Raw genomic sequence first — 26,696 nt, 5'->3', positions numbered from 1 at the left:
TAGGCGGCGCTGCGGTCGTCCTTGGCGAGTGCGTCTGAGCCGTACGTAATGGCCTAGTCTGCGGCTCCTGCTGCGGAAGAGGGCGTGCAGTTAAACTGTGGTTCATGACTTCACCCGACATGCGTAACGAGGCCGAGCACGACCCTCGTGAGGATCTGCCGAGCTTCCTGCGTGAGCCGGACAAAATAGACAAGCTTCTCTATGCATCGCTGATGCTGGTTGCCGTGTACGGCTTTGCAATCATCCCGTTCCGTGCGGTCTTGCTGCTCAAGTACACGTTCTTGCACACATGGCTGACAGGATCGAATCTGTCGGTGCTGATTCTCGCGTCGGAAAACGAGGACCGGCCGCTCCTCCTCTTCGCTGTTGTAGTGATTGCGGCGCTTTCGACAATCAAGTTCATGCCGTTCTTCTACTGGATGGGCAAGAAGTGGGGCACGGAATTCATCACGATGAGTTTCGGCGGACACCCACCGCGATGGTTTAAGAAGATGGAGAACTTCATCTATGAACGCATCGGGCTGAGTGTGCTGGCATCGTTTGTGCCATTCTCGCCGATTCCGGCCACGATTGTCGTGGCCATCGGTGGTATTGCGAAGGTGCGCGGCTGGGTAGTAGGCGTGTACCTCTTCCTCTGTGCCGCGATGCTCAAGTGCTTCTACCTGTACTTGGGCCTGAAGTTTGGCCCAAGCATCCAGGGCTCCCTGCAGACGATTGACCGGTACGTCACCTACATCACCTTCGCGCTGATTGGCTGGATGTTCCTATCCATCTGGTGGAAAAACAGGAAGCCGGGTAGCCAGGCGGCTTAGTCCTGTTCGCGCTCAATCAGCGGCAGTGGGCTGTACTTGTCACGCAACGCCTTCAGTGACAGATCGTGAGCGTGCAGGCGCTTGTCCTCATCCGTCGTCGGCTGGAAGTGCGGTACGGGCTGCGGGTTGAAATCGTCATCAATGGCGACATACGTCATGGTCGAGTGCAGTGCCTTGCGCAGTCCACCGACACCCTTGCGGGGCTCACAGCAGTAGACCTGCACCGACAGGTGCATCGAGGTCGTGCCGGTGCGCAGGATGCGTGCGCGCACCTCAACCAGGTCGCCAATGTGGATTGGGTTGTAGAAGCGAATACCACCTGCGTAGACAGAAATGGTCTGGCGCCCTGCCCAGTTGGTGGTAACTGCCGTCGCAGCCTCATCAATCCACTCCATGGCGGTACCGCCGTGGACGTTTCCGCCCCAGTTAACATCGGTTGGCTTTGCCAGGAAACGTGTGGTCAGCTCGGGTGCGGAAGAGTCCGCGGAATAGGTCTGCGCGCGCATGCTGGCCTCGATGTCGCGGCGGAGCTCAAAACGGGAAAGAGCGGCCTTTTCAACACGCTCTTCTTCCTCCGTTTGCGGCACCCACTTCGGAACCGGTGTCGACTTACCATTTTCATCCATGGCCACGAAGATCACCAGGCAGTCAGCTGCGCGGGTGAACTTGCCCTCGCGCGGATCAGCTGAGAGCACTTCGTTGACGATGTGCATGGAACTGCGACCGGTATGCGCAATCTTGGAGCGCACCTCGACAATGTGGCCGCTGGGAATCGGGCGAGTGAAGTGAATGTGACCGAAGTACGCAGTCACGCAGTAGCGTCCCGACCAGCCGGTCGCGCAGGCGTAAGCGGCCTTGTCAATCCACTGCAACACACGGCCGCCGTGGACAGAATTGGTTCCGGCCATAATGACATCGGTCGGCGATGCCATAAAACGGAGTACAAGAGATGGTGACGCTGGAGCATGCACCTGTTCAGCTTTTTCAGTTGACTGCGTATCCATATATGAAAGCATAACTCTAGGATGAGGTTATGGTATCCAAAATCTCGCCTTTCGACGTTCGCAGCGCTCTTTCCACCGCCGCACCCTGGGCGGCGCAACGGCTTCTCGGCCGCGAATTGCTATCTGACCAAGAGGCTGCCTCCTTCATCGGGCCGGATGGGGCGCAGGGGTCGTCGTTAAGCCGTGCGAGCCTTGCCAAAGCGGTACGTCTGTCCGTGCGGATGCTCGCCCAAGAGGCTCCGGGGCATAGCGTCGAGGTGCGCGTGCCGCCCTTCGTCGCGGTCCAGTGCATTGAGGGCCCCAGGCACACGCGCGGTACGCCGCCCAATGTCGTGGAGATGTCGCCGGAGATTTGGCTGGGACTCGCGTGCGGAATGATCACGTTAGAGCAGGTGCAGGCGCACATCGATATGTCGGGAACGCGCGCGGCGGAAATTGGGAATCATCTGCCGGTGGCGCGCATTTCTTAAAGCCCGTGGGGGGATGCTGAATTGGTGCCCAGGCGGGTGGGGCTATTAGTGTGAATGTCGTGGCCGATACCAACATTTCAGGTGCACCAAAGACCAAACTTTTGCCAATTTCGCCATACGACGATTTGGGGGAGACATCCCCGCGCGAAGAATGTGGCGTTTTTGGCGTTTGGGCACCTGGCGAAGACGTGTCCAAACTCACCTACTATGGCCTGTTTGCCCTGCAGCATCGCGGCCAGGAAGCCGCCGGTATCGCAGTCGGCGACGGCGACCAAATTCTCGTATTCAAGGACCTGGGCCTTGTTTCCCAGGTTTTTGATGAGCAGACGCTCGACGCTCTGAAGGGGCACGTAGCGGTGGGGCACACGCGCTACACCACCGCTGGTGCTCCTGCGTGGGAGAATGCACAGCCGATGTTCCAGATGGCCTCCGACGGCACGGACATCGCGCTGGGGCACAACGGCAACCTGACCAACCACCTCACGCTGTTCCATGAGGCGGTCGACAAGGGCCTGCTGCGTGAAGAGGGCGAGCTGCCCAGTGACTCCGCAATCATGACCACTTTGCTTGCCGACGAAACCGGCAAGATTGACCACCCCGAAGATTACGGCTGCAGCACCAATGTAGAAGCGGCCGCGATGGCACTGCTGCCGCGTTTGAAGGGTGCTTTCTGTCTTACTTTCACCGATGGCGAGACGCTGTACGCCGCGCGTGACCCATACGGTGTGCGCCCGCTGTGCCTGGGGCGCCTGTCCGGTGGTTGGGTAGTCGCATCCGAGACTTGCGCGCTGGATATCGTCGGTGCATCGTTCGTCCGCGAGATCGAGCCAGGCGAGATGGTGACCATTGATGCTTCCGGTGTGCGTTCGCAGCGTTTTGCCGAGACCACCCACGCTGGATGCATTTTTGAGTACGTCTACCTGGCGCGCCCGGACTCCAACATCCGTGGTCGCTCCGTCAACGCGGTGCGTCTTGAGCTGGGCCGCCAGTTGGCACGTGAGTTCCCGGCTGACGGTGACCTGGTGATGTCGGTGCCGGAATCCGGTACCCCGGCCGCTGTTGGATACGCCCAGGAATCGGGCATCCCGTTTGGACAGGGGCTGACCAAAAACGGTTACGTGGGGCGTACCTTCATTCAGCCTTCGCAGACGATTCGTCAGCTGGGCATCCGACTGAAGCTGAACCCACTGAAGGAAGTTATCGCCGGTAAGCGCTTGGTCGTGGTCGATGACTCCATCGTCCGCGGCAACACTCAGCGTGCCCTGATTCGCATGCTGCGTGAGGCCGGTGCAAAGGAAGTGCACGTGCGCATCGCCGCGCCGCCGGTGAAATGGCCGTGCTTCTACGGCATTGACTTCGCCTCTCCGGGCGAGCTGTTGGCCAACGGCGTAGATGAGAATGACATCGTCGCCGGTATCGCAACCGCGATTGGCGCCGACAGCCTGGGATTTGTCTCCATCGATGGCATGGTCGCCGCTTCCGAACAGGCAAAGAGCGAAGTGTGCTGTGCCTGCTTCGATGGCAAATACCCACTGGGGCTGCCGGAGGGCAATCCGAATGCGGCAGCGGTTGAGAGGATGCAGGCAGCCCAGGCTGCCAAAGCCGCAACGAGCAATTAGCCTCGAAACCTCCTTAGAATGAACTACGAGAACTGAACCGAGAACGAAGCGCAAGCGGTGCCGTGGAGTGCAGCCGTTGCTTTGTTCCTGGTCCGCCAATACTCCCGGATACGGCAGTAACGCCGCCCGGGGGAGAAAGTTTAAAGCGAGAGCCTCTAATGACCGAGAACGTTTCTGGTGCTTCCTACGCTGCAGCCGGTGTCGACATCGAAGCCGGCGACCGCGCTGTTGAACTATTCGCCCCGATTGCCAAGAAGGCCACTCGCCCAGAGGTCCGTGGCGGGCTCGGTGGTTTTGCCGGCCTGTTTGCACTGGGCAACTACGAAAAGCCGCTGCTGGCCGCATCCTCCGATGGTGTGGGGACCAAGTTGGCCGTGGCGCAGGCCGTCGGCAAGCACGACACCATTGGCCTGGACCTGGTCGCCATGGTCGTCGATGATCTGGTCGTGTGCGGTGCCGAGCCGCTGTTCCTGCAGGACTACATTGCAATTGGCAAGGTCGTGCCGGAGCACGTCGCCGAGATCGTTTCCGGCATCGCCGAGGGTTGTGTCCAGGCGGGTTGCGCGCTCCTGGGTGGCGAGACTGCAGAGCACCCGGGTGTGATGGAACCGGGTGAGTACGATGTCTCAGCTACCGGCGTCGGTGTCGTGGAAGAGGACAAGCTTCTCGGCCCGGACCGCGTGCGTGAGGGCGATGTCATTATCGCCATGGAGTCCTCTGGACTTCACTCCAATGGCTACTCGCTGGCTCGCTACGTTCTCCTGGAGAAGGCCGGTCTGGAGCTCGACGGTTATGTCGAGGACTTCGGGCGCACCCTCGGTGAGGAGCTGCTGGAGCCAACCAAGATTTATGCGAAGGACTGCCTGGCTCTCATGAACGAGGCCGAGGTCCGCACTTTCTGCCACGTCACCGGTGGTGGATTGGCTGGCAACATGGTTCGCATCATGCCGGAAGGCCTGACCGCCGACATGAGCCGCGCAACTTGGACCCCGGGTCCGATTTTCAAGACCATTGCTGAGCTCGGCAACGTCTCCCGCGAGGAGATGGAGAAGACCTTCAACATGGGTGTCGGCATGGTTGCGATTGTTTCCGCAGAGGACCGCGATCGTGCCCTGGCTCTGTTGACTGCCCGCCACATCAACGCTTGGGAGCTGGGTACTGTCCGCAAGAGCGAGGCGGGCGAGGACGGGGCTGTTTTGCGCGGCAGCCACCCGCGCTTCTAGGTTCGGCCGGCCGTCGGTTTACTGCGACGGGCGGCCGGGATGCGGGTTGCACAACGGAGATCCCAGAAAACCACGGGCTGCAAATGTGAAACTGTATGAGTTTATGACACTTCCGAGCCGTTTTTCGGGCTGTTTTTGTCATAAACGCAGTCAGTAACTCGGATTGATCCGCCGTGGCCGAGCATGATCGGCCGAACATAAACGCAGTCACTAAGCAAAAACAAGCACCCACCAACGGAATCGTTGGCGGGTGCTTGTTTTATTGAAATAGAAACGCTTTGCGGAAAATACGACAGCGGTTAGCTTGCGCTAGCTGTCGCGACCAGCGCCTGAGGCCCATTCCTCCCAGTCAGAGTAATAGTCGTCTCGATCGGACTCGTTCGACTTGCCGACGAGTTCCCGCTGCAGACGCTCCAAGTCCATTTCTGGTGAATCGTACTTGAGCTGACGGGCAACCTTCGCCTGCTTTGCTTTCGCACGGCCGCGACCCATGGCCTGACCCCCTTGTGTAATCCGTGGGACGGCACGGGGATACGGCCGACCCACTTATGTCTTATTGCGTTAATTCCTGTAAGACACCATAGCCGATTTTTAGACGAAGGGGTTACGCGGGGAGGCCCATAGTGGGTTGTGTCCTCGCGCTCAGGCAACTCAATATGTACTGTGACCTGGGGGAATAACCTTTCTGAAAAAGAATGGAAAAAGTTATTTTTTCACCACTCTGTCTGGTGGCTTTACCTATTTCCCGTTACTTATTTCCCACGCAGGCGGTTGATGGCCACACGACCCGGTGGCAGCTGCTCAACGCGGTCGATGGAGGAAGGGTCGACGGCCACGGCGCAGTCACCCACCACAAGGCCCTCGCGCTCCTGAGCTGAGCGTTTAAGCAGAGCCAAAGCAATCGGGCCGTAATCGGCATGTTGCACGACGGTGCCCACGCGGCCCACGGCGCGCTTGCCCATCATCACTGGATCGCCGGTTTCCGGCAGGGTGGCCGAGCCGTCGAGCTGCAGCATCACCAAAACTCGTGGGGAGCGACCAACATTGTGGACACGTGATACCGTCTCTTGGCCGCGATAGCAGCCCTTGTCCAAGTGCACGGCAGCCGTGTCGAATTCAGAGGCGATCCAGCGCGGAGCCTCATGCGGAATCATCTTCTCGTCTACGTCGATTCCCAGCTCTGGCCGCAAGGAGACTACGCGTTCGGCCTCCCAGCCCATCAGGCCGACTGGGGAGGCGCCAGCGGCCACCAGCGCGTCCCAAGCACCGACTAAATCCTGTCGGCGTACGAGCACATCCACACGCCCGCCGCGTGGCCACGGCAGGTGCCGGACGTAGGAATGTCCCACAGTCGTAGCTTTACCCACCTGCGGGAATGCGAGACCAGCGGCTACCAGGACCTCAGGGGCATTCGGCCCCATGACGGAAATAATCGCCCTTTCTACCTCAGCAATTTCCACCTTGGACCAGAACACCATCATGTTCAGGTACTTCAACAGGGAGTCGAAGCCGGCAGGGGGCACGTCGATAAGCACGGAATCGTCCAAAACAGTCAACGTCATGTGATGGAGAACGTGACCGTTTGCATCCAGGTTCAGTGCTTCAGTGACAGTGCCAGGAGCGGCTTCGTCGACCTTCTGCGAAAAAAGTGTGTTGAGGTAAGTCAGGCGATCCTCGCCAGTGACCTCAATAACGCGGTAGTACGAGCGATCTACTACTCCGCAGTCCTCCTGCAGGTGACGTTGCTCTACCAGCGGACGGCCGTAGTGCCATGCCACGCTAGCTTGCCCTGCGGTTTGCTCAACGTTTTTCGCTGAGTTTCCGTCTGGGGCGTTCTCTGAGGCCTTCTCCAAACCTTCCATCTGTCCGCCCAGTTCGAGGGCAGCGGCGCCAGCCACGTGAGACATCAAAGGACTTACATACTCAACACTCACTCCCTCATGTTAACCAGAAATCCTCAAATTAAGCATGGATTAAGCTTGTGTGTATGACGGATTCGCTTTCTTCTCTAGTGCTTATCGACGTCTTTGCAGACGGCGGCCCGATTGCTGTCGAGGCAGGACAGCCATTCCTCTACGCGGATGATCTCGGAGCTATTCGCGGCGACGGAGTTTTTGAAACACTCCTGGTCAGGGGTGGTCATACCTGTAATACCGACCGGCATGAGAAGCGATTCGCATCGTCAGCACTAATGCTGGATTTGCCAGCCCCAGATCTGCAGCAGTGGCGGGCGGCTACCGAGGTCGCACTACAGGAGTTGCGCGATAGGTCAATTGAGGGGGATGCGACGTTGCGGTGGGTTTACTCGCGTGGTCGCGAGTCCACTGGAAAGCCGACTGGCTACGTTTTGGCTAGCTCTGCGGAAAGGGTGGCGGAAAACCGTCTGAAGCCGGTATCGGTCATGCTTGCAGAGCGCGGTTTCTCGCTCGACCTTGGCTCCCGTGCACCGTGGGCGCTCATCGGCGCGAAAACGTTGTCATACGCAGCTAATGTGGCCGCTTTGCGCTATGCCAAGTCCAAGGGTTTTGACGATGTCATCTTCACGTCCGCAGAGGGCAAGCTCTTGGAAGGCCCAACATCGACCATCATCGTTCAGCGCGGCAATGAACTGCTGACTCCCAACCCCGGTGAAGGAGTGCTGCCGGGCACAACTCAGGCAGCGCTGTTTGAAACAGCCGCCAACTGCGGCTGGAAAGTCACCCCGACGGTCCTGGTGCCCGGGGACCTATTCACCGCCGATGCGGTATGGCTGGTGTCTTCGGTGCGTATCGCGGTCGTGGTTAAGTCCATCGATGGTGAGCCCATCCGGCAGCCGGATGCAATCGCGGAAAAGGAATTCCGCGACCTGTGTGACGAGGCGCTGGCGACGCAGTAGGGCGCCAAACGGTGGGGCTTGACGCAGTAGAGCCCCGCAGTAAGGCCACACAACGTCCGTCGTAAAGCGGGGAGAACCTAGCCCGCGTAGCGCTTGAGCTGCGCGGACATGCGGGGAGCGAATTCCTCATCCCGCAGGCGCTCGTCTACCCACCCGAGATCGTTGTTCGGCATCAGACCGTAGAGGCGCTTGCCCGGGCCAAGGGATGCAGGACCGGTAGCAGTGACCATTGTGGAGGCTGCCTGCAGTTCCCATGCACGCTCGGAAACCGGCTTGCCGTAGTAGATCTCAGTGACGCCGGTGGAGTGGACGCAGATGAACTCAATCTCGTCCTCGTTGTTAATGCGCCAAAATCCTGTTTCGCGCTGGTCAGGGCCGGTCGGCTTGCCTTCTTCGTCCAGCTTCCAGATGCGCGACTCATACTTCAGGTAGTTCTCGCCATCGTGGCTGAAGATGAGCTGCTGGCCGAAGTTGTACTCGCCGTCGACGACAGTGTTCGCCTGCCCCTCACCGCGCCACACGCCGACCAGCGGCAGTAGTGCCAGCAGGCCGTCGTGAATATTCGGGCCGAAGCGCAGGTTAGCGGTCTCGTCGGGGATCGGGAGCCCCTCAAGCTCAGTGATGTTGCGCGTAGCGGTGCTCTTGGCCTGTTCGGCCGCGCGGTTGATGGCCTCGTTGCCGTCGAGGCGAGGGGCTTCCGCAGCTGCAGGCTCCTGTGCAGCGGCGTCTGTCTGGTTGCTGCCATTCTTCTCGGTCATGCTTCACACTCTACCGCTGAAGCTCTTGTGGCCATGTATGGGCTGTTGTCGCATGGTGCTAACGCTGCACCGACGCTTAACGGCGATGCTTGACGACGGCCTTAGCGACGCACCCGACAGTTCTTCTCCGGCAGCTTCTCCGTGGATTGAGCTGACGCCTCGGCATCCTGCTGGGATGTCGGCGGCATGAAGTTTGTTGGCGACACGGTGCACAGAATCTGTTCGCCTTCGATGGTGATAGAACCGCCCGACACGTACACGCGAGTCGCCGGCATGCCCATCGGTATCTCTGAATCCCGCAGCGTCAGAGCGAAGGTGTCCATGATGTGCTGCGTATCAGCCTCAGACAGCTCAGGTTTGATGTGGCTTTTAGAATCCGTTGGGGACGAGGGCGCAGAAATAATCTCCATCGGCGTAATGACCACGTCGCGGCTGACAATGCGCAACTTTGCCGTGACCTGAGTTTTTCCCTGCCATCCGGCTGGTGCGGCCTCGAAGATAGCCTCGGTCTCCCAGCCGCCGGTGGGGGAGGAGTCCTTCAGGCTCTGGATGCTCAAATCGGTCAGTCCCAGCTTGTTTCCCAGAGAGACACCGTCGAGCGAGAGCTTAGTGAAGTACTGCTTCGTCGGCGATTCTGGGAAATTACCGCTGAGCACTGCCGATGCCGGGATCTTAACGTTGGAAGCTCCGTACTCCAGAGATACCAAGCCGAAGTCGGGCACCTCGACATCGCGGATACGCGAGGTTACGGAGCTCCACTTACCCGTAACAAAGGAAGACAAGTAGGCCTTGCCACCAATGGCGACGTATGGGGTCATCTCCAGCTGAGCAGTCTCCTGAATATGCTCGGAGAGCTTGTACTCCGCATGGCTGGCGAAGCCCATGTCGGTGGCAATCACCAGCGCGGCAACGGCGAGGATAGAGCCACCGATCTTCTTCTGTCGTCGGGAAATGGACACACTCTATTAGTACCCCATCGCTTTTGGCTCAGACGACATCGGGGAAGTGTTGAATTCGCTGCTGTGTATAGGGTGGGGCGTATGAACGTAACCGAACTGCTTGACGTAGACACCACCGCCGCCGATACGCTACTGCAGCACGCCCACTCCGCCGACGGCGTGGAGGCGTTCGGCGAGGCTTTCGTCCGAGGGCTTGACGACGAATCTTTCGGGCATCGACACTTTGCGATTATTGAGAACGACCGTTACTTGGGCCTGGCCGCCGTTGCGCCGGATGCTGTGGAGATGGTTGTTGACCCGGAGTTTCGTAAGCAAGGAGTGGGGGCGAAGCTGCTTGCGCACATCGATGCTGAGGTCGGCGAGCGCCTGCCTGTCTGGGCTCACGGTGATGTCGCCGGTGCCAGTCGTTTGGCAGAGTTGACGGGACGCAAGGTCATCCGCGAGCTGTTGCAGATGTCCATTTCGAGCTCAGCGTTGGAGAAGGCTGCGGGGGCCGTCGATAAGCGCGATGATGTTGAAGCGCTAACCCTGACTGCGGCACGCGCGAAGTGGGGTGAGGCGGCCGTGGATCGGGCGTGGTTGGCTGTGAATAACGAGGCGTTTGACTGGCATCCGGAGCAGGGCGGTTGGTCGCAGCCACAACTCGATCGCGCTCGGAACGTGCAGTGGTTCGACCCGGAGGGCGTGTTCTTTGCTGCGGATGTGGCCGGGGCGCGCGACAGTGCGGAGGAGATCTGCGGTTTCCACTGGACGAAGTGGCACGCTGAGGAGTCTGTGCCAACTGGTGAGGTGTATGTGATTGGGCTGAGCTCGAAGGCACGCGGACGTGGTCTCGGACGATGGCTGACCAACGTTGGGCTTTCCTATCTCCGAAACCGGGGAGCGGAAAAGGTAATTCTCTATGTCGAAGGCGACAATGCGCCGGCAGTGCGCACGTACCGTGCGGTCGGTTTTGAGGTGGCCCGCCGTGATGTGATGTACGGCGCGTAGATGCGACGGTTCGGTTTATTGGGGGAGTTATTGAAGGCGAGCTAGGGGGGGGGCGAGCTTAGCTTTATCTCAGTTTTAGGTGGTTTTCCTCTGGTGCAGGGGCAATTATCCTTGTGATTTTGGGTAGATGCTGCCCAATCCTCAGTGTTTCAGGGGCGCATTTTAGGGCCTCTTACAGGGAAAATGAGGATAAATAAAGAATTACTTGCGCCGTTCACCAATTGTTAATGTTCTGAACAGGTTCCGGTTACTATCGGTAGATAGATTCAGCGCAGTGGACCGGAGTGTGGCGGTTCCACGTGAACTGTTTCACTCATTGTGTAAAACCCCGGAGGATTTACTGTGCTGAAGAAGAACCGTGCGGCATCTGTCATTGGTCTGGCCGCTGTTGCAAGCCTTACCCTGGCTGCTTGCTCTGAAGAGGGCGGCGAAGGCGCTTCTAACGTTGAGGGTCTGGCTGACGTCACCGGTGAGCTGCAGGGCGAGGGCGCTACCTCGCAGCAGCGCGCCATGGATCTGTTTGCCACCAAGTTTGAAGAGACCGGCTCGACCCTGTCGTACAACGCATCTGGCTCTGGTTCCGGTCAGACTCAGTTCATTGCCGGCACCGTTGCTTTCGCTGGCTCCGACTCCCCGCTGAAGGAGAAGGACGGCAAGGACCAGGTCGCAGAGGCTAAGAAGCGCTGCGACGGTAACGAAGCATGGCACCTGCCGATGGTCATCGGTCCGGTTGCCGTTGCCTACAACCTTGAGGGTGTTGACGTCGCTCTGACCCCGGCTCTGGTTGCTGAAATCTTCGACGGCAAGATCACCAAGTGGAACGACCCGAAGATCGCTGAGGTCAACGAAGGTGTTGATCTTCCGGAGAAGGACATCAAGGTTGTCTACCGCTCTGAGGAGTCCGGTACTACTGATAACTTCATGAAGTTCCTGAGCGCAGCTGCTCCGGAGCAGTGGAAGCACGAGGCTTCCAAGTCCTTCCCGACTGCTACTGGCCAGGGCGCTAACGGTTCGGCTGGTGTTGTCAATGAGGTCGCCAACATCGACGGTGCTATCACCTACGTCGAGGCTGGCTTCGCTGAGGACAAGGACCTGGGCATCGCCAAGATGGACTTCGGTCATGGCCCGGTTGAGCTGAACAACGACACCGTCGGTAAGGCTCTGGATTCCGTCACGTTCAAGACTGAGGGTCACAACATGGTTGTTGACACCGACGCTCTGTTCGCAATGGATGAGGAAGGCGCTTACCCGCTGGTTCTGACCACTTACGAAATCGTCTGCTCCGCTGGTTACGACGAGCAGACTCGTGACCTGGTTAAGAACTTCCTGAAGGTTGTTCTGGAAGAGGGCCAGGGCCCAGAGCTCGAAGAGCTGGGTTACATCCCGGTTCAGGGTGAGTTCAAGGACAAGCTGTCCGCAGCGGTTGACGCTATCAAGTAATTCTTTGCGCGCAACGCGGGTGAAAGCAGAGTTGGCTCTGTCGTTACCCGGTTGGCGCGAGGATCACTTCAGCCGGCCACGCAGATCTGAGCTGTAGGCCGAAAACCTGACGTAGACCGGTTGGCTTTATATATCGACACCTCAGTTGATTGGGTACCGCTCGTAGAGGGGTACTGAGGCCAATCGGTCTTCATGTGCGTTGAAGCACAAATCACTTCTACTTAGGAAATGAGATCATGAGTTCCTCGACTCCCATTGAAGGGAAGCAGGAGGCTGTAGACAGCAGTCTGTTGCAGTCCTCAGCACCGCAGGTGGATTCCTCCGGCGACGAGAGCTCGGAAGAGCAAGCCATTCAGTCCGGCGTTGTTCGTCCTGGTGACCGAATCTTCAAGATTCTGGCGGTAGGATCTTCCGCATTGGTGACTGCTGCCATCATCGCAATTGCAGTGTTCCTGCTCCTGCGCGCAGTTCCGGCAATGTCCCGTAACGAAGCGAACTTCTTCACCTACACCGAACGATGGAACCTGGCGGATACCTCCGCCATGTACTTCGGTATTCCGAACATGTTTCTGGTGACCGTCGCGGTTTCCATCCTGGCGCTGATTCTGGCTATGCCGGTTGCGCTGGGTATTGCTATCTTCCTGACTGCCTATGCTCCAAAGAAGATGGTCAAGCCGCTGGGTTACCTCGTGGATTTGCTGGCCGCAGTGCCGTCGATTGTTTACGGTCTGTGGGGCTTTATGGCTCTCGGTCCGGCCTTGGCTGGTCTGTACGGGTGGTTGGCTAAGACACTGGGCTTTATCCCGATGTTTGCCCTGTACCCAAACTCGCCGGCATTCGAGACCGGTCGAAACCTCTTCACCGGTGGCATTGTGCTGGCAATTATGATTCTGCCGGTTATCGCGGCTACCACCCGTGAGGTCTTTGTTCAGACCCCGCGTGGTCACATTGAGGCATCGCTGGCTCTCGGTGCGACCCGTTGGGAGATGGTCAAGCTGGCTATTCTGCCATTCGGTCGTTCTGGCTTTATCTCCGGCTCGATGCTGGGTCTGGGACGTGCTCTCGGTGAGACGATGGCTCTCTACCTCGTGATCTCCCCGTCCTCGGCATTCCGTGGCTCGCTTTTCGATGGTGGTACCACCTTCGCAACCGCAATTGCTAATGCGGCACCAGAGTTCAATGACAACCTCAAGGCCGGCGCATACATGTCCGCAGGTTTGGTGCTGTTCTTGCTGACCTTCGTGGTCAACTCCGCAGCCCGAATGATTGCGAAGAAGTAGCAAGGTCGTAGGAAAAGAAACGAGAAGTAACAATGGCTAGTTCAACTACTGATTCTTCGCCTCACGGCCCTGCAGACATGGTCCCCACCACGGAGTCGGCTTTCACCCAAATTAAGGGTTCCCGCAAGGTGGCAGACAACGTCTCCACGGTCCTCATTTACTGCTGCATGGCTCTTGCCCTGATCCCGCTGGTGTGGGTTCTCTTCGAGCTTGTCGTCCGAGGCACCCCGTCACTGCTGAGTGGTGAGTGGTGGACTGCTTCCCAGCGTGGTGTCACTGTTGGTGCGTCTGCCGGTGGTGTTGCTCACGCAATCGTCGGTACCTTGGTTCAGGCTCTGGTCACGACTCTCATGACCGTGCCGTTCGGTATCTTCGTCGCCATCTACTTGGTCGAGTATGCAGGTAACTCCCGTCTGGGCAAGGTCACCACCTTCATGGTCGACATCCTCTCCGGTGTGCCGTCGATCGTCGCGTCGCTGTTCATCTACTCGATGTGGGTGGTCATGTTCGGCATGAGCCGTTCCGGTTTCGCTGTCTCGCTGGCGCTGGTTCTGCTGATGCTGCCGATCGTTGTGCGCAACACCGAGGAAATGCTGCGCATCGTTCCGCACGAGTTGCGTGAAGCCTCTTACGCTCTGGGTGTTCCGAAGTGGAAGACCATTTTGAAGATTGTGCTCCCGACCGCACTGTCGGGCATCGTCACCGGCGTCATGCTGGCCGTCGCCCGCGTCATGGGTGAGTCCGCACCGATGCTGATCCTGGTTGCAACCTCGCGAATCATCACCTATAACCCGTTCGGCCAGTCGCAGTCCTCGCTGCCGCTGTTCATGCTGGACATGTACAAGGCCGGTAATACCGGTGCGGCATTCGACAAGATGTGGGGCGCAGCGCTCACGCTGGTTCTCATCATTGCCCTCATCAATATCCTGGCGCGCTTCGTATCCGCCAAGTTCTCCGTCAAGAGCAGTTAATGCTGGGCGCCTAACGTCCGCTATTTCAAGGAAGGTTTTTGAAAGACCATGGCTAAGCGCCTAGACCTTAACGATGTCAACATCTACTACGGCGATTTCCACGCTGTGCAGAACGTCGACCTGCACGTCCCGCCGCGTTCCGTTACCGCATTCATTGGCCCGTCCGGCTGTGGTAAGTCCACCGTGCTCCGTTCGCTGAACCGTATGCACGAGGTCATCCCGGGTGCCTACGTCACTGGCGAGGTGCTTCTCGACGGCGAAAACATCTATGGCCCGAAGATCGATCCGGTCTCCGTTCGTAACACCATCGGTATGGTGTTCCAGCGTCCGAACCCGTTCCCGACCATGTCCATCGAGGACAACGTCGTGGCTGGCCTGAAGTTGGCCGGTGTTAAAAACAAGGCTCATCTCCAGGAGGTTGCCGAGAAGTCCCTGCGCGGCGCCAACCTCTGGGATGAGGTCAAGGACCGCCTGGACAAGCCGGGTGGCGGCCTCTCCGGTGGTCAGCAGCAGCGTCTATGCATCGCACGTGCAATTGCAGTTGAGCCGGAAGTTCTGCTGATGGATGAGCCGTGTTCCGCACTGGACCCGATTTCCACCCTGGCAATCGAGGACCTGATTCATGAGCTGAAGGAAGAATTCACCATCGTCATCGTGACCCACAACATGCAGCAGGCAGCTCGTGTGTCCGATCAGACCGCATTCTTCTCCCTCGAGGCAACCGGTAAGCCGGGTCGCCTGGTTGAGGTTGGCCCGACCAAGAAGATCTTCGAGAATCCAGACAAGAAGGAAACCGAGGACTACATCTCCGGTCGCTTCGGCTAAACGCTTTGCGTATGCCGTAATAAGCCAATAAGAGCCCCGTACTTCACGCGTGTTCACGCGAGGTACGGGGTTCTTATTGTTGTTGCAGTTTATGAGATTGCTGTTTGTTTCGGTGTGGGGCCGGGGGTGAAAATAATGTTTGTTTTGGGGCGGAATTGTCTGTTTGTTATCGGGCGGGGTAATCTTCCGAAGACGCAATCGAGCGTCCCCCGGAAAACTGTAGAGGGATCTGGGTAAATATATTTACATAGGAGTTATTCAATTATGGATAACCAGCAAAACGCGCAGTTCAATCCTCAGTTTTCCCCTGTGGGTGAGCAATCTTGGCCAGTAATCGCCGAAGAGAAAGCGCCGAAGCCAATTGTCGGTTACATTGCACTTGTAGTTGCGATTATTGGTTTACTCGGTTGTATCCCGGGGGCTTTGATTATTGGTTGGGTGGCGCTACCGGTTGCATTTATTTTATCGGTCGTCGGACTGTTTCAGCGCGCAACTACCAAAAAACCAGCTCTTATCGCTCTGATTCTTTCTGTGTTGGGATTGCTCATTGCGCCAATTGTATTTGTTTCTTCGGTAGGCAATGCCGTGGATGATGCGTTCAATCGGGATACGACTGCCTCTAGCCCGGATGGAAGCAAATCTGATTCTTCCGATTCTGGTGCTGCGGGCAGTAGTCGGGAGAATCCGTTGCCGATTGGAACGACCATCGAAAGTGAGCAGTGGGCCATTACTATCGATAGCGTAAATCTAAACGCTAACGATGAGGTTCTGGCGGAAAATCAGTTCAATGACCCTGCTCCAGAGGGGTTTGTATACGGACTTGTGCATGTTACTGCAAAGTACAAGGGGAATGACCCTCAGGGGCAGAGTTCCTGGCTTGGTATTAATTATGTAACTGCAGGTGGCCAAACCACGGACGAAACGGAGCTTTGGGCGGTGGTGCCTGACGAGTTTGACACCCTCGAGACGGTGTATGAGAACGGCGAAATCGCAGGTAACGTGGTAATCGTTGTGCCCATTGATGGGGCAGATCAGGGAGTTCTGGCAGTCACCCCAGATTTAATGTCAAAGAAGTCTTTTGTTGCTGTCTCTTGAGTAGCGGCTGTCTCTTGGGCCGCGGGGATGGACACGATATAGGAATCGGCATTCTCCAGACATCTAACGCGAAAAGTAATCGCACAAACAGTTACTGACTAGGTTTATGACAGGTGAATAGCGTTTACAGGCGGTAAAGTGTCATAAACCTAGTCAGTTTCTCGGTTTGAGGCGGTGTTGTGGCTGGGGCAGTGTTTAGCCTGGTGTGGCTTAAAAACAGCTCCACTTCGGTTTAAAACCCCGTGCCAGTTGGCCCATCGACGCAGCTCAACAGCCCCCAACATCTCTACAGCTCAGCCCAACACCCAGCCCCGCCCAGCCCCCCAACAGCCTGCAGCTTCACGGACCTACATCCGCAGGTGACGCTCCAAGGCCTGCAGGCGTTGGTTAAAGCTGCGCTGATCGCGTTCGTCCTCAAGCTTGTCCAGGTAGACATCGCGCTTGTAACCGGTGGCCAGGTAAATAATCCGGGCGGCAACCTCGACAGCGTGATCCGCGTAACGCTCGTAGAAGCGGCTCAGCAGAGTGACATCCACTGTCTGCGCAGGGGAGTGAGGCCAATTATCGTCGTTGGTCAGCGTAAACAGGTGCTGGTGAATGTCATCGATGCTGTCATCGGTCTTATCCAAGGCCAATGCCTGGTCAACGTCGTAGTCGATGAGCACCTGACGGGTTTCATGCGTCATCTGCTCAGATACAGAGGCCATCTCGCGGAAGAACCCCTCCACGGGCTCCGGCAGTGCCTTGTTCGGGTGGCGACGCCGGGCAACGTTGGCAATATGCACACTCAACGCGCCCATGCGGGAGATGTCCTCGACAATGTAGAGGCCACTGACAATCTGTCGGAGATCACCAGCCACAGGAGCTTCGCGGGCCAACAGCTCGAAGGCTCGCTGCTCCGCATCCTGGCGCAGGTCCTCGAGAGAATCAATTTGGGAAAGAACTGTTTCAGCCGAGACCAAATCAGCCTCGAAGAGGGCCTTGTTCGCAAGCTTGTGCATGGAGCCAACTCGGTCACACATCACAATCAGGCTGTGAGCCAAGTTGTCCATTTGTTCTCGGTAGACAGTGCGCATGCGTTCCATAGTAGGCAATCCTCAACAACGTCGCGCGTTAGTGGGGAGCCCCCAATTACCCCTCGTAAAGTTATGTAAACACTCGCTCAGAACCGAAGCTTAGCCACCGGAGTGCATAATCTCCGCGCCCTCGGGCACGGTGTCGTCCTCCGGGTCGTCCAGCCAGCCCTCCGGCAAGACCACCTTTGCAGGGGACCCCTGTCGGCCGCGGGCGCCGTCGGCGTCCTCCGGGCGGGCGTGGGCGCTGGGGCCGTCGTAAAGCGGTGCGAGAATCTCGTCGAGCGTTGCCAGCGAATCGACGCGCGCAAGAGACTTCCGCACCTCACTGCCGGCAGGGTATCCCCGCAGGTACCAGGCAATGTGCTTGCGCAGGTCGCGGCAGCCCTTACGCTCGCCCTCGTGCTCCACGAGCAGTTCCGCGTGACGACGGATAATCCCCGCGACCTCACCAAATGTTGGTGCCGGCGGCACTTCTTCGCCACGCAGCTCGGCGGACAACTGCGCGAACAGCCACGGGCGGCCAAGGCAGCCGCGACCGACGACGACACCGTCGCAGCCGGTCTCGTCGAGCATTTTGCGGGCATCGGTGGAGGCGAAGATATCGCCGTTGCCAAGCACTGGGATATCGCTGAAGCCGGAGTCGACCATGTGCTCCTTCAGCCGCGCGATCTGTGACCAGTCAGCGTGGCCGGAGTAGCGCTGCGCTGCAGTGCGGGCGTGCAGAGCCACAGCCTGGGCGCCCATCTCGGCGGCGATGCGGCCGGCGTCGAGGTGCGTGTGGTGCTCGTCATCGATGCCGACGCGGAACTTCACGGTCACCGGGATGTCCGTGCCCTCCGTGGCCTTGACCGCTGCGGCGACGATGTTGCCGAAGAGGCGACGCTTATATGGCAGCGCCGAGCCGCCGCCCTTGCGGGTGACCTTTGGTACCGGGCAACCGAAGTTCATGTCGATGTGGTCGGCGAGGTTTTCGTCGACGATCATCTTCGCGGCCTCGTAGGTCCACTTCGGGTCAGTGGTGTAGAGCTGCAGGCTGCGGGGGTTCTCGTCGGGCGCGAAGGTGGTCATGTGCATGGTCTTTTCATTGCGTTCGACCAATGCGCGGGCGGTGACCATCTCGCAGACATAGAGGCCCGAGACCGTGCCTGTACGCTGCAGCTCCTGCTCGCGGCACAGCGTGCGGAATGCCACGTTGGTGACACCGGCCATCGGAGCGAGTACCACGGGGGAAGCGAGCTCAAAGGGGCCGATGTGCATGTGCGCGGACGTGGCATCGGCGGGCTTGGCGGCGCTGAGCGGACTCGAGGAGGTATCTAACACGTACAGTATTGTGTCACGCTGAACTGCCGTTTTCGAATCTGTTTTATCTGGCGGATCGGATCGCCCCGGTTAGCGCTGCGTCCGCGGATGCCTGACGACGATCACCGTTCGGCGACCCCTCCCACCGGGCAGGTCGGTGGTATTGCGGAGAATTTCCAGGATGTGGTTCGACTCTTCGTCGAGGTGTTCGGTGGGTTCGTCGAGAAGCAGGATTGGCGCTGTGCTGACAAGCGCACGGGTGAGAATGAGCCTGCGCCGCTGACCACCCGAGAGACTGTCCGCGCCGCTGTCCAGAATCGTGTCCAGGCCGTCGGGTGCGGCATCGACCCAATCGCGCAGGCCCACGGCGTCCAGCACGGAGTAAATGTCATCGTCGCTGACCTGCGGGTTACCAATAGAGATGTTGTCCCGCACCGTCGTGGCGAAGATGTGCTCATCCTCGGCGACGAAGCGCACCAGGTCGCACTGCTCCGTGTTTTCGTGGGGTTCTCCGGCACTTGCCGCACTGCGCCACAGCTCGCGTCCGTCTCCGTCAGCGATGGTCACCGTGCCCGCAACCGGCGGGATTAGTCCGGCGATTGTTTTCAGCAGCGTGGTCTTTCCGCTTCCCGACGGCGCCGTGATTTCCCGGTAGTCGCCAAAGGTGACCTCGAAGTTTTGCATCGGCAGTTGAGCTGGCTGGGCAGCGGGCTCTTCCGCAGTATTCGAGCTGTTGTCGTCGGGGTAGCCCACGATCAAGTCTTGAACCTGCAGAGTTGGCCGAACTGCCAGGTGGTTCTGAGGGAGCGTGGACGTGTGAATTGGCGCTGTGGGGGCTGGGGACGAGCGCATGACATCCGCTTCCTCTGATTCGCCCGCATTCGACGCAAGCGTCAGCAAGGCTTCCCTCGATTGCGCCAGTGTTTGCGCAGCAGCTGGCAGCGGACCAACCGCTTCAAAAGCAGCTAGCGGCACCAGAACCAGAACTGTCAGCCACTCGGGGGAGTGCAGTAAACCGCCTCCAGCGCCCCCGGCCGAATCCGTCACTAACCACGACGCTACGACCACGGTCAGGACAGCGGTCAACACGCTAGCCGCGGTGCTCAGTGCGGAGGCGCGGGCATTTGCTCGACCTGCGGCGTCATCGATGGCCGCAACCGTTTTGCTGGAGGATGACGCGGCAGAGACTGCCTCATCCAACTGGCCGTGGATACGCAGGCCGGCGGCGTCGGAAAGCAGCGCTTCGACGGCAGCGGCATGCGACTGAAGCGCGGCCGCGCGACGCTGACTTGAGCGCGCAGTGGTGCGATACGTCAGGTAAGGAGCAACACCGCCGGCCAGAAGCAGTCCCACCGCCAGGAGAACCGTAGCGGCAGGCGAGAGTAGAGCCACAAAAATGACGGCGATGAGAGAGGTCATCAGCGCCACCAATGCGGGCACTATTGATCGCACGACGGCATCGGCAAGTGCGTCAATATTCGCCCCAAGCGCTGTGACAATATCGGAACGCTCACGCAGCGCCAGCGTACGGTCGGCCACGAAATGCTCCCATAGCTTCACGCGCGAGCGCTCGGCGGTGCGCAACGCCACATCGTGGGAGACCAACCGGTCGAGGTATCGAAACGCAGCTCGCGAAATACCCAGCGCGCGCACAGACGTCACCGCCAAGGTGATGTCCATCAGCGGTGGCATCTGCCAAGAACGCGTAATCAGCCACGCCGACACCACGGTCAGACTCAGCGCGGACAGCAGCGTGATGGTGCCCGCCAACACCGGCCAAACCAGGTCGCGGGGTTTCACCAGGCGACGAAGCGCTTGCAGAGTAGTCATCGCGACTGCACCTCCACCACGCCGTCGGCGGCCGCAATCAACAGCGGATCATGGCTGGTGGCAATCACTGTGGCTCCGCGCCGGGCACGTGCGTGCAGGAGCCTAATCACGGACTGCGCACTGTCGGTATCCAGGTGAGCTGTCGGTTCATCGAGGAGGACGAGGTCGCGGGTGTCGTCGGCAAGCTCGCGCCGAAGCGCCTCCCGCTGACGTTGCCCGAGCGAGCGCCGCGAATTGTCTCCCACCGTCGCTGCGTCCAACACTGGGCGCTGGGGCAGCCACGCGATGCGCCGCAGCAGATCCTGGTCACGGAGAATGCGCTGGCCGTCGCGAATAGTTACGGAGCCTTCCAACCCCTCGTGCACGATGCCGGCGACCGCAAGCAGCGCTGTCGTCTTGCCCACGCCGTTCGGCCCCGCCAGCACCGTCACTGTGCCTGGCTGCGCGATGGCGCTTAATTCACTTGGCCGCACGCCGTCTCGCCCCGGCGCGGAAAGGCGTTCGAACACGACCGTGGGGGCGCTGTGGACACTGCTTGACGACGTTCCTTCGGCCACCTCTTCCACAGTTTCAGAGGTGGTGTCTGTGGAGTTTGGAGTCTGGCCAGCGTCCTTGTCTAACAGTTCCGTGACTTCGGTGGCAGCGACCACACCGTCCTGGGCGGCGTGGAATTTCTGGCCAACCTGGCGCACCGGGCCATAGATTTCTGGGGCGATGATGAGCACTGCCAGGCCGGTTGCCAGCGTCATGTGGCCTCCCAGAAGTCGGAAACCGATGCCGACGGCGATGAGGGCGATTGACAGGGTGGTGAGGAATTCCAGGACCGACGCGGATAGGAAAGCGATGCGCAGGACCTCCATGGTGGATTTCCGGTGGCGGGTCGACAGGCGCTTGATTTCCTCGCTGGGGGTGTCGGCCATGTTGTGCGCTTTGAGCGTTGGCAGGCCGATGACCAGGTCGAGAATCTGACCACGCACCGTGCCGATGTCGGCCAGACGGCGTTCTGTGCGGCCCTCAGTGAGGCGACCTACCAGCCACATGAACAGTGGAATGAGTGGCAGCGTGACAACCGCGATGGCAACCGATGGGAGGTCCAACCATGCGACTGCGACCAGTGCCATCGGGGTAGCCAGCGCTGCGGCCACCAGTGCGGGGAGGAATTCCGCCACGTAGACGGCCACACCATCGAGCCCGACCGAAAGCAATGCGCGCCAGTGCGCGGTGTCGACAGTGCGAGGATCGCGCAGAGCCAGGGCTCGCAGTGCCCGGCTGCGCAGGTCTGTGGCCACGCGTGCACCCGCAGATTGGCCGAAACGCACGAGCGCGTAGGAGCAGGCCACCCGAACGAGTACAGCGGCCGTGGCTATCAGCGCGAATAATGTCCAATTAGGAGTTGCCTCACCCAGAACCTGCGCCGTAATAGTGCCGATTGCCAGCCCCAACGCGATTGTGGCACCTGTGCTCGCGGCGGTCAGTGCGCCCGCGAAAATGACCCAACGCCAGGCTGGGGCCGACAGCTTGAATAGTTTCGGATCGACAGGTGCCACTTTTTAGAAACTAACCTCCAACGGACGGTCTACTGCGAGACCTTACGTTCAGCCATCAACCGCTTGCGGAATACCCAGTATGTCCACGCCTGGTAGGCAATCACCAGTGGGGTAATCACCAGCGCGGTCCAGGTCATGATTTTCAGCGTGTAAGGGTTAGAGGCGGAATTCCAGATATCGAGGGAGACGCCGTCGGCAAGCGTCGTCGGCATCAGGTACGGGTACATGGCGCCGAAGACAACGGTGGTGACGGCAGTCACGGTGACGGCGGTTGCGGAAAAAGCGATGCCGTCGCGGTTGCCTACGGTTGCGGAGATGGCAATGACCAGCCCCGCGACGGCGATAACGACAACAGCCCACAGCCAGGTCTTTCCGTATCCCAACTGTGTCCAGATGAGGAACACGCCGCCAAAAATCAGCGCCGACAGTGCTGGAATTCGAGCGGCGTTGCCGACCTCGTCGCGTAGCTTGCCGGCGGTCTTCAGCCGCAGGAACGTAACTGCGTGAAGAGCGAACACAGCCGCAAACGCAATCCCGCCGACCAGAGCGTACGGGTTCAGCAACCCGAGCAGGGTACTAAAGCCGGAGTCCAAGTTCTTGTCGGCATTCAGCGGGACACCGCGCACCAGGTTCGCGACCGCTACGCCCCACAGAATTGGAGGCAGCCAGGAGCCGAAGATAATCGCGCGGTCGCACCAGGCGCGCCAGTGCTCATCGTTGACTTTGAAGCGCCATTCCAGCCCGACGATACGGACAATCAACGCCACCAGAATCAGGAAGAGCGGCAGGTAGAAGCCGGAAAACATAGACGCATACCATTCCGGAAACGCCGCGAAGAGCGCGCCGCCAGCGGTAATTAGCCACACTTCGTTGCCGTCCCATACCGGCCCGATAGTTCCGAGCATCGCTTTACGACGCGGTTCATCGCGGCCAACGAACGGCAGCAGCATTCCGACGCCGAAGTCAAAGCCCTCGAGAAGGAAGTAGCCGGCGAACAGGAACGCGATCAGGACAAACCACAAAACGGGAAGATCTAATCCGAACATGTCAGAGATACATCCTTATCTACTTTGTGTCCTCAGTCGCGGAGACTTCGGAGTCGGGGCTGGCAGCGGACTGGGCATGGACCTTGTTGAATCGAACCGGAGACGAGATGATCGCGCCCAGATTGGTAGCGATTGGTGACGACGGGCCAGCGTGCTCGGGGTCATTGCCGATGGCGTTGATAGCCTCAGCGGATTCGGTCGGAGGTCCGGCAATAACTGCGCGGCGAATCAACCAGAACCACACCACTGCCAAAATCAGGTAGAGCAGGGTAAAGCCCACCAGGGTGATAATCACCGTGGCCGGTGCGTGGTCGGACACACCCATATCGACGGTCATGCGAATCAGCTCGGTGCGCGGGTCGCCCGCGTGATCCGGGTTCGGGTGCACAATCCAGGGCTGACGGCCCATCTCCGTAAAGATCCAGCCAGCGCTGCTGGCCAAGAACGGGAACGGAATCGCGAGGATACTGCAAGCGGCGAAAATGCGGGCTCGCTTGCCCGTCGGCACGCGCCCCTTGCGAGTAAATAGCCAAGCGAAAAACGCGATAGCCAGAGAACCGACCATGAGCCCAATCATGGCGCGGAAAGACCAGTATGTGACGAACAGATTCGGAGAGTAATTGCCTGGGCCGAAGACCGCCTCAGCTTTTTCTTGCAGGTCCTGCACGCCCTGGAGCGTGACGCCACTGAACTTGCCCTCGGCCAGGAAGGGCAGCACCCATGGCACCTCGATGAGATGCAGCACCGAGTCGCAATTGTTGTGCGTACCGACGGTCAGAATCGAGAACATTGGATCTGTCTGCGTGTGGCACAGGGACTCGGCCGATGCCATCTTCATCGGCTGCTGCTCGAACATAAGCTTGGCCTGGATATCGCCGGTGATAAACACCGCCAGCGAGCTGAGCACAGTTGTCCAGAGCCCGACCTTCATGGACTTGTGAAACGTCCGTTCGTGAACAGTATTGCTCTGGCCACCGCGGCGGCTCTGAACCAGCCACCAGCCACTGACGCCGACAACGAGCGTGCCGGCGGTAAGGAAAGAGCTGGCCACGGCATGCGGGAAAGCTGCCAAGGCAGTGGAGTTGGTCAACAGTGCGCCAAAGTCTGTAAGCTCTGCGCGGCCGGTTTCCGGGTTGTAGACCGCGCCTACAGGATGCTGCATGAACGAATTGGCGACGATGATGAAATACGCCGAGATATTCACCGCAATAGCGACAATCCAAATCGAGAGCGTGTGCATCCAGGTGGGAATACGCCCCCAGCCGAAAATCCACAGTCCCAGGAAAGTGGATTCCAGGAAGAATGCGATGAGGCCTTCAAGAGCCAGCGGGCCGCCGAAGACATCACCGATCATGCGGGAGTACTCCGACCAGTTCATACCGAACTGGAATTCCTGGACGATACCCGTGGCTACGCCCATGGCGAAGTTAATAATGAAGATGGTGCCGAAAAGCCGCGTCGCTCGGTACCAAAGGTCATTTTTCGTCGTGGCCCACAGTGTCTGCATGAGCGCGACGAGCGGAGCTAGACCAATTGTCAGTGGGACAAAAATGAAGTGGTAGACGGTGGTTATGCCAAATTGCCAACGAGATATATCGACGACATCCATGTTTCCTCGACTGAAAAAGTAGACATAAACGATGCGTGTACTTCGTCGGATTTGTCGAAGCCTGCATCAAGTGCCCGCAGTATTCCTGCTTATTAATTCAGTCGGACAGGAGGGGTAAAAAGTTCCGGGGTGTGAACTTATCGACGCGGGCAGGGCAAAACTCGCGGAGGGCAATTATTAAAAACAAGCGCGTAATTGCTAGGCTATTTTGTTGCGCGGGCCTTTAGCTCAGCTGGTAGAGCTACGGACTTTTAATCCGCAGGTCGCGGGTTCGAGCCCCGCAGGGCCCACAAGCACGCAAAACCCCAGGTTATTAACGGCCTGGGGTTTTGTCGTATCTTGCCTGCATTTGCTCTCCGCGGTACCTATTTTTCCCGCTTGTGGTAGCCCATCCGTGGCTTGAAGCCCGCCGGGTGCTTGAGCTGCGCCACTGCATCGGCGACTATCAAGCGGAAGCGTGGCTTCATCGGTGGCATCTGTGAGATCTGGAACCATCCGACATCAGTGGATTCATCATCAGCGACATAGGGGACGTCGTCGCCAACAACACTGCAGCGCATGGAGATATCCAGATATGAGGCAACATCGCCGTTGAGGTGTTCGATAGGGCCAACGGCGCCAGTGCCAAGCAGGGCCTCAACTGTGACATCGAGTCCCGTTTCTTCCTTTACCTCTCGCACGGCGGCGTCGTGAGGCTGCTCGTCCGGGTCGATAATTCCGGTGACTGGGGTCCATTCACCATTATCGGAGCGACGAACCAGCAAGACCTCGGGCAAGGCGTACATCGGTGCATTCGGCGGAACATCGCGAATGACGATAGCCGTGACACCGGGGAGCCAGAGCGGAGCGTGGCCCACTTTTTCGCGGAGCTGAACAATGAAATCCGGAATTGCCATAGTTGCGAGTTTATCTGAGTACTAGTAGCGTCCGCGGAAATAGTAAGAAACTCCAGTTCAACCGTAGATTTTGGGAAAAGGGTACTTATCCTCTATAGTTCTTTACGTTGCTAAGAGCGCGCGCAATTGCAATGTTCATACACTGCAGATGTACGCGGAATATGCCATTGAGTGGCCAACTCTTTGCAGCGTTAAGTCGGGCTCCCATCGTCTAGAGGCCTAGGACTCCGCCCTTTCACGGCGGCAACACGGGTTCGAATCCCGTTGGGAGTACCACTAAAAATCATGATGGCCCTGTGGCGCAGTTGGTTAGCGCGCCGCCCTGTCACGGCGGAGGTCGCGGGTTCAAGTCCCGTCAGGGTCGCAATTCTAAACGCCAGTTCCGGTTGGAGCTGGCGTTTTTTGCTTTTGGTTAGTGGTGCGCTGGGCGTCGGCGTGGGTAATGGACAAAAAGTGTGTCTGATTCTCAAGATGGTGACTGGTGAGAAGCCAAAAACTACGGGCTGCAAACGTGAAACTGTATGAGTTTATGACACTTTCAGGCCATTTTTCGGGCTATTTTTGTCATAAACGTAGTCAGTAACTTGCATCGCCCCAACGCCGCCAGCCATAAACGTAGTCAGTAACTCGCATCGGTGTCACTGGGGGAGAGGGGGGCTTTACCCGGGTTTGGTGGGGAGAGCTTTTGCCACAGTCTAGGTTGTCCCGAGACCCGGGGCTGGATGTCAGTTTTCAACTTAAAATATCCGCCATGAACTGGCGATTTGCTTATGTTCAACGCTGTTCTGTAGAGTAACAACTCGTGCACAGCGCTGGTAATCCAGAAAGATGAGCACAGCATTTAAGGCCCTGTGGCGCAGTTGGTTAGCGCGCCGCCCTGTCACGGCGGAGGTCGCGGGTTCAAGTCCCGTCAGGGTCGCCACTTGATTAATTTCAAGTCTGGCCAGATAGCTCAGTCGGTAGAGCGTCCGCCTGAAAAGTGGAAGGTCAGCGGTTCGATCCCGCTTCTGGCCACAATTAATCCCCAGCCTGGAAACGGGCTGGGGATTCTTTGTTTTACCAGATGTTTGTC

At 58.7% G+C, this 26,696-nt stretch carries 23 protein-coding genes and 5 tRNA genes; 16 read left to right on the top strand and 12 right to left on the bottom strand.

Features of this window, described 5'->3' with window-relative positions; genetic code table 11:
• The first annotated feature begins 104 nt into the window (after positions 1-104).
• On the top strand, positions 105-812 hold the full coding sequence (locus CRD18_RS00205; protein WP_070546860.1) for a hypothetical protein: 708 nt from the start codon (positions 105-107) through the stop codon (positions 810-812).
• Here the strand turns inward: CRD18_RS00205 and CRD18_RS00200 are convergent.
• Complete coding sequence (locus tag CRD18_RS00200) at positions 809-1,816, bottom strand: acyl-CoA thioesterase (protein ID WP_038626488.1); 1,008 nt, start codon at positions 1,814-1,816, stop codon at positions 809-811. The genes CRD18_RS00205 and CRD18_RS00200 overlap by 4 nt on opposite strands.
• A 29-nt stretch (positions 1,817-1,845) precedes the next feature.
• Between CRD18_RS00200 and CRD18_RS00195 the strand changes: the two genes are divergently transcribed.
• The 3 genes from CRD18_RS00195 (at position 1,846) to purM (ending at position 5,128) form a co-directional block, all read left to right on the top strand.
• Positions 1,846-2,286, top strand: coding sequence for a sterol carrier family protein (locus CRD18_RS00195; RefSeq protein ID WP_016421391.1), 441 nt, complete (start codon positions 1,846-1,848; stop codon positions 2,284-2,286).
• A 50-nt stretch (positions 2,287-2,336) separates the two neighbouring features.
• Positions 2,337-3,905 (top strand): amidophosphoribosyltransferase, encoded by a 1,569-nt coding sequence (purF, locus tag CRD18_RS00190; RefSeq protein WP_370550854.1) that lies wholly within the window; start codon positions 2,337-2,339, stop codon positions 3,903-3,905.
• 158 nt (positions 3,906-4,063) lie between these two features.
• On the top strand, positions 4,064-5,128 hold the full coding sequence (purM, locus tag CRD18_RS00185; protein WP_016421389.1) for a phosphoribosylformylglycinamidine cyclo-ligase: 1,065 nt from the start codon (positions 4,064-4,066) through the stop codon (positions 5,126-5,128).
• Positions 5,129-5,437: 309 nt separating this feature from the next.
• On the opposite strand, the gene CRD18_RS00180 is transcribed toward purM, so the two are convergent.
• Both CRD18_RS00180 and CRD18_RS00175 read right to left on the bottom strand, forming a co-directional pair.
• Entirely contained in the window at positions 5,438-5,620 is a 183-nt protein-coding gene (locus tag CRD18_RS00180) for a DUF3073 domain-containing protein (RefSeq protein WP_005511943.1), read from the bottom strand.
• A 260-nt stretch (positions 5,621-5,880) separates the two neighbouring features.
• Positions 5,881-7,035, bottom strand: a complete 1,155-nt coding sequence (locus CRD18_RS00175) for a folate-binding protein YgfZ (RefSeq protein WP_016421388.1) — start codon at positions 7,033-7,035, stop codon at positions 5,881-5,883.
• An 80-nt stretch (positions 7,036-7,115) separates the two neighbouring features.
• Between CRD18_RS00175 and CRD18_RS00170 the strand changes: the two genes are divergently transcribed.
• Complete coding sequence (locus CRD18_RS00170) at positions 7,116-8,003, top strand: aminodeoxychorismate lyase (RefSeq protein ID WP_070862594.1); 888 nt, start codon at positions 7,116-7,118, stop codon at positions 8,001-8,003.
• Between the two features lie 77 nt (positions 8,004-8,080).
• On the opposite strand, the gene CRD18_RS00165 is transcribed toward CRD18_RS00170, so the two are convergent.
• Positions 8,081-8,761 carry an FABP family protein gene (locus CRD18_RS00165; protein WP_016421386.1) on the bottom strand — a complete coding sequence of 227 codons (681 nt, stop codon included), beginning with the start codon at positions 8,759-8,761 and terminating at the stop codon, positions 8,081-8,083.
• Positions 8,762-8,862: 101 nt separating this feature from the next.
• Entirely contained in the window at positions 8,863-9,720 is an 858-nt protein-coding gene (locus CRD18_RS00160; RefSeq protein ID WP_187406417.1) for a DUF2993 domain-containing protein, read from the bottom strand.
• An 81-nt stretch (positions 9,721-9,801) separates the two neighbouring features.
• Between CRD18_RS00160 and mshD the strand changes: the two genes are divergently transcribed.
• The 6 genes from mshD (at position 9,802) to CRD18_RS00130 (ending at position 16,321) form a co-directional block, all read left to right on the top strand.
• Positions 9,802-10,710 carry a mycothiol synthase gene (mshD, locus tag CRD18_RS00155; RefSeq protein WP_069359332.1) on the top strand — a complete coding sequence of 303 codons (909 nt, stop codon included), beginning with the start codon at positions 9,802-9,804 and terminating at the stop codon, positions 10,708-10,710.
• Between the two features lie 342 nt (positions 10,711-11,052).
• Positions 11,053-12,150 (top strand): phosphate ABC transporter substrate-binding protein PstS, encoded by a 1,098-nt coding sequence (gene pstS / locus CRD18_RS00150; RefSeq protein WP_070827661.1) that lies wholly within the window; start codon positions 11,053-11,055, stop codon positions 12,148-12,150.
• Between the two features lie 236 nt (positions 12,151-12,386).
• On the top strand, positions 12,387-13,430 hold the full coding sequence (gene pstC / locus CRD18_RS00145; RefSeq protein WP_016421382.1) for a phosphate ABC transporter permease subunit PstC: 1,044 nt from the start codon (positions 12,387-12,389) through the stop codon (positions 13,428-13,430).
• A gap of 77 nt (positions 13,431-13,507) precedes the next feature.
• Entirely contained in the window at positions 13,508-14,401 is an 894-nt protein-coding gene (pstA, locus tag CRD18_RS00140; protein ID WP_049173081.1) for a phosphate ABC transporter permease PstA, read from the top strand.
• 48 nt (positions 14,402-14,449) lie between these two features.
• Positions 14,450-15,226: a phosphate ABC transporter ATP-binding protein PstB gene (pstB, locus tag CRD18_RS00135; RefSeq protein ID WP_016421380.1), complete on the top strand. Its 777-nt coding sequence runs from the start codon at positions 14,450-14,452 to the stop codon at positions 15,224-15,226.
• Between the two features lie 264 nt (positions 15,227-15,490).
• Positions 15,491-16,321 carry a hypothetical protein gene (locus CRD18_RS00130; RefSeq protein WP_083310842.1) on the top strand — a complete coding sequence of 277 codons (831 nt, stop codon included), beginning with the start codon at positions 15,491-15,493 and terminating at the stop codon, positions 16,319-16,321.
• A gap of 347 nt (positions 16,322-16,668) precedes the next feature.
• Here CRD18_RS00130 and phoU read toward each other — a convergent pair whose 3' ends face one another.
• The 6 genes from phoU to CRD18_RS00100 all read right to left on the bottom strand — a co-directional run bounded on the left by phoU (position 16,669) and on the right by CRD18_RS00100 (position 24,728).
• Positions 16,669-17,406 carry a phosphate signaling complex protein PhoU gene (gene phoU / locus CRD18_RS00125; protein WP_080969597.1) on the bottom strand — a complete coding sequence of 246 codons (738 nt, stop codon included), beginning with the start codon at positions 17,404-17,406 and terminating at the stop codon, positions 16,669-16,671.
• A gap of 90 nt (positions 17,407-17,496) precedes the next feature.
• Positions 17,497-18,654 carry a tRNA dihydrouridine synthase DusB gene (dusB, locus tag CRD18_RS00120; RefSeq protein ID WP_049173080.1) on the bottom strand — a complete coding sequence of 386 codons (1,158 nt, stop codon included), beginning with the start codon at positions 18,652-18,654 and terminating at the stop codon, positions 17,497-17,499.
• A gap of 132 nt (positions 18,655-18,786) precedes the next feature.
• Positions 18,787-20,526, bottom strand: coding sequence for a thiol reductant ABC exporter subunit CydC (gene cydC, locus CRD18_RS00115; RefSeq protein WP_049190242.1), 1,740 nt, complete (start codon positions 20,524-20,526; stop codon positions 18,787-18,789).
• Positions 20,523-22,073, bottom strand: coding sequence for an ABC transporter ATP-binding protein/permease (locus tag CRD18_RS00110; protein WP_080969598.1), 1,551 nt, complete (start codon positions 22,071-22,073; stop codon positions 20,523-20,525). Before CRD18_RS00110 ends, cydC begins: the two co-directional genes overlap by 4 nt.
• 29 nt (positions 22,074-22,102) lie before the next feature.
• The gene (gene cydB / locus CRD18_RS00105) at positions 22,103-23,119 is read right to left on the bottom strand and encodes a cytochrome d ubiquinol oxidase subunit II (RefSeq protein ID WP_016421374.1); all 1,017 of its coding nucleotides are present in this window, start codon (positions 23,117-23,119) and stop codon (positions 22,103-22,105) included.
• Positions 23,120-23,138: 19 nt separating this feature from the next.
• A complete protein-coding gene (locus tag CRD18_RS00100; protein ID WP_070643088.1) occupies positions 23,139-24,728 on the bottom strand; it encodes a cytochrome ubiquinol oxidase subunit I in 1,590 nt (529 codons plus the stop codon).
• A gap of 217 nt (positions 24,729-24,945) precedes the next feature.
• On the opposite strand from CRD18_RS00100, the gene CRD18_RS00095 reads away from it, so the two are divergent.
• Positions 24,946-25,018 (top strand) — tRNA-Lys (locus CRD18_RS00095).
• A gap of 75 nt (positions 25,019-25,093) precedes the next feature.
• Here CRD18_RS00095 and CRD18_RS00090 read toward each other — a convergent pair.
• Positions 25,094-25,624, bottom strand: coding sequence for an NUDIX domain-containing protein (locus CRD18_RS00090; RefSeq protein WP_016421372.1), 531 nt, complete (start codon positions 25,622-25,624; stop codon positions 25,094-25,096).
• A 200-nt stretch (positions 25,625-25,824) separates the two neighbouring features.
• Here CRD18_RS00090 and CRD18_RS00085 point away from each other — a divergent pair.
• From CRD18_RS00085 to CRD18_RS00070, 4 genes are all read left to right on the top strand, one after another.
• Positions 25,825-25,900 (top strand) — tRNA-Glu (locus CRD18_RS00085).
• Positions 25,901-25,914: 14 nt separating this feature from the next.
• Positions 25,915-25,988, top strand: a tRNA-Asp gene (locus tag CRD18_RS00080).
• A gap of 481 nt (positions 25,989-26,469) precedes the next feature.
• Positions 26,470-26,546, top strand: a tRNA-Asp gene (locus tag CRD18_RS00075).
• 19 nt (positions 26,547-26,565) lie between these two features.
• Positions 26,566-26,638, top strand: a tRNA-Phe gene (locus CRD18_RS00070).
• The last annotated feature ends 58 nt before the right edge of the window (positions 26,639-26,696 follow it).

Source organism: Corynebacterium sp. LK31, from assembly GCF_014335015.1.
Lineage (GTDB): Bacteria > Actinomycetota > Actinomycetes > Mycobacteriales > Mycobacteriaceae > Corynebacterium > Corynebacterium jeikeium_D.
The sequence above is the reverse complement of the archived record's forward strand: the minus strand, read 5'-3'. Positions and strand labels throughout refer to the sequence as shown.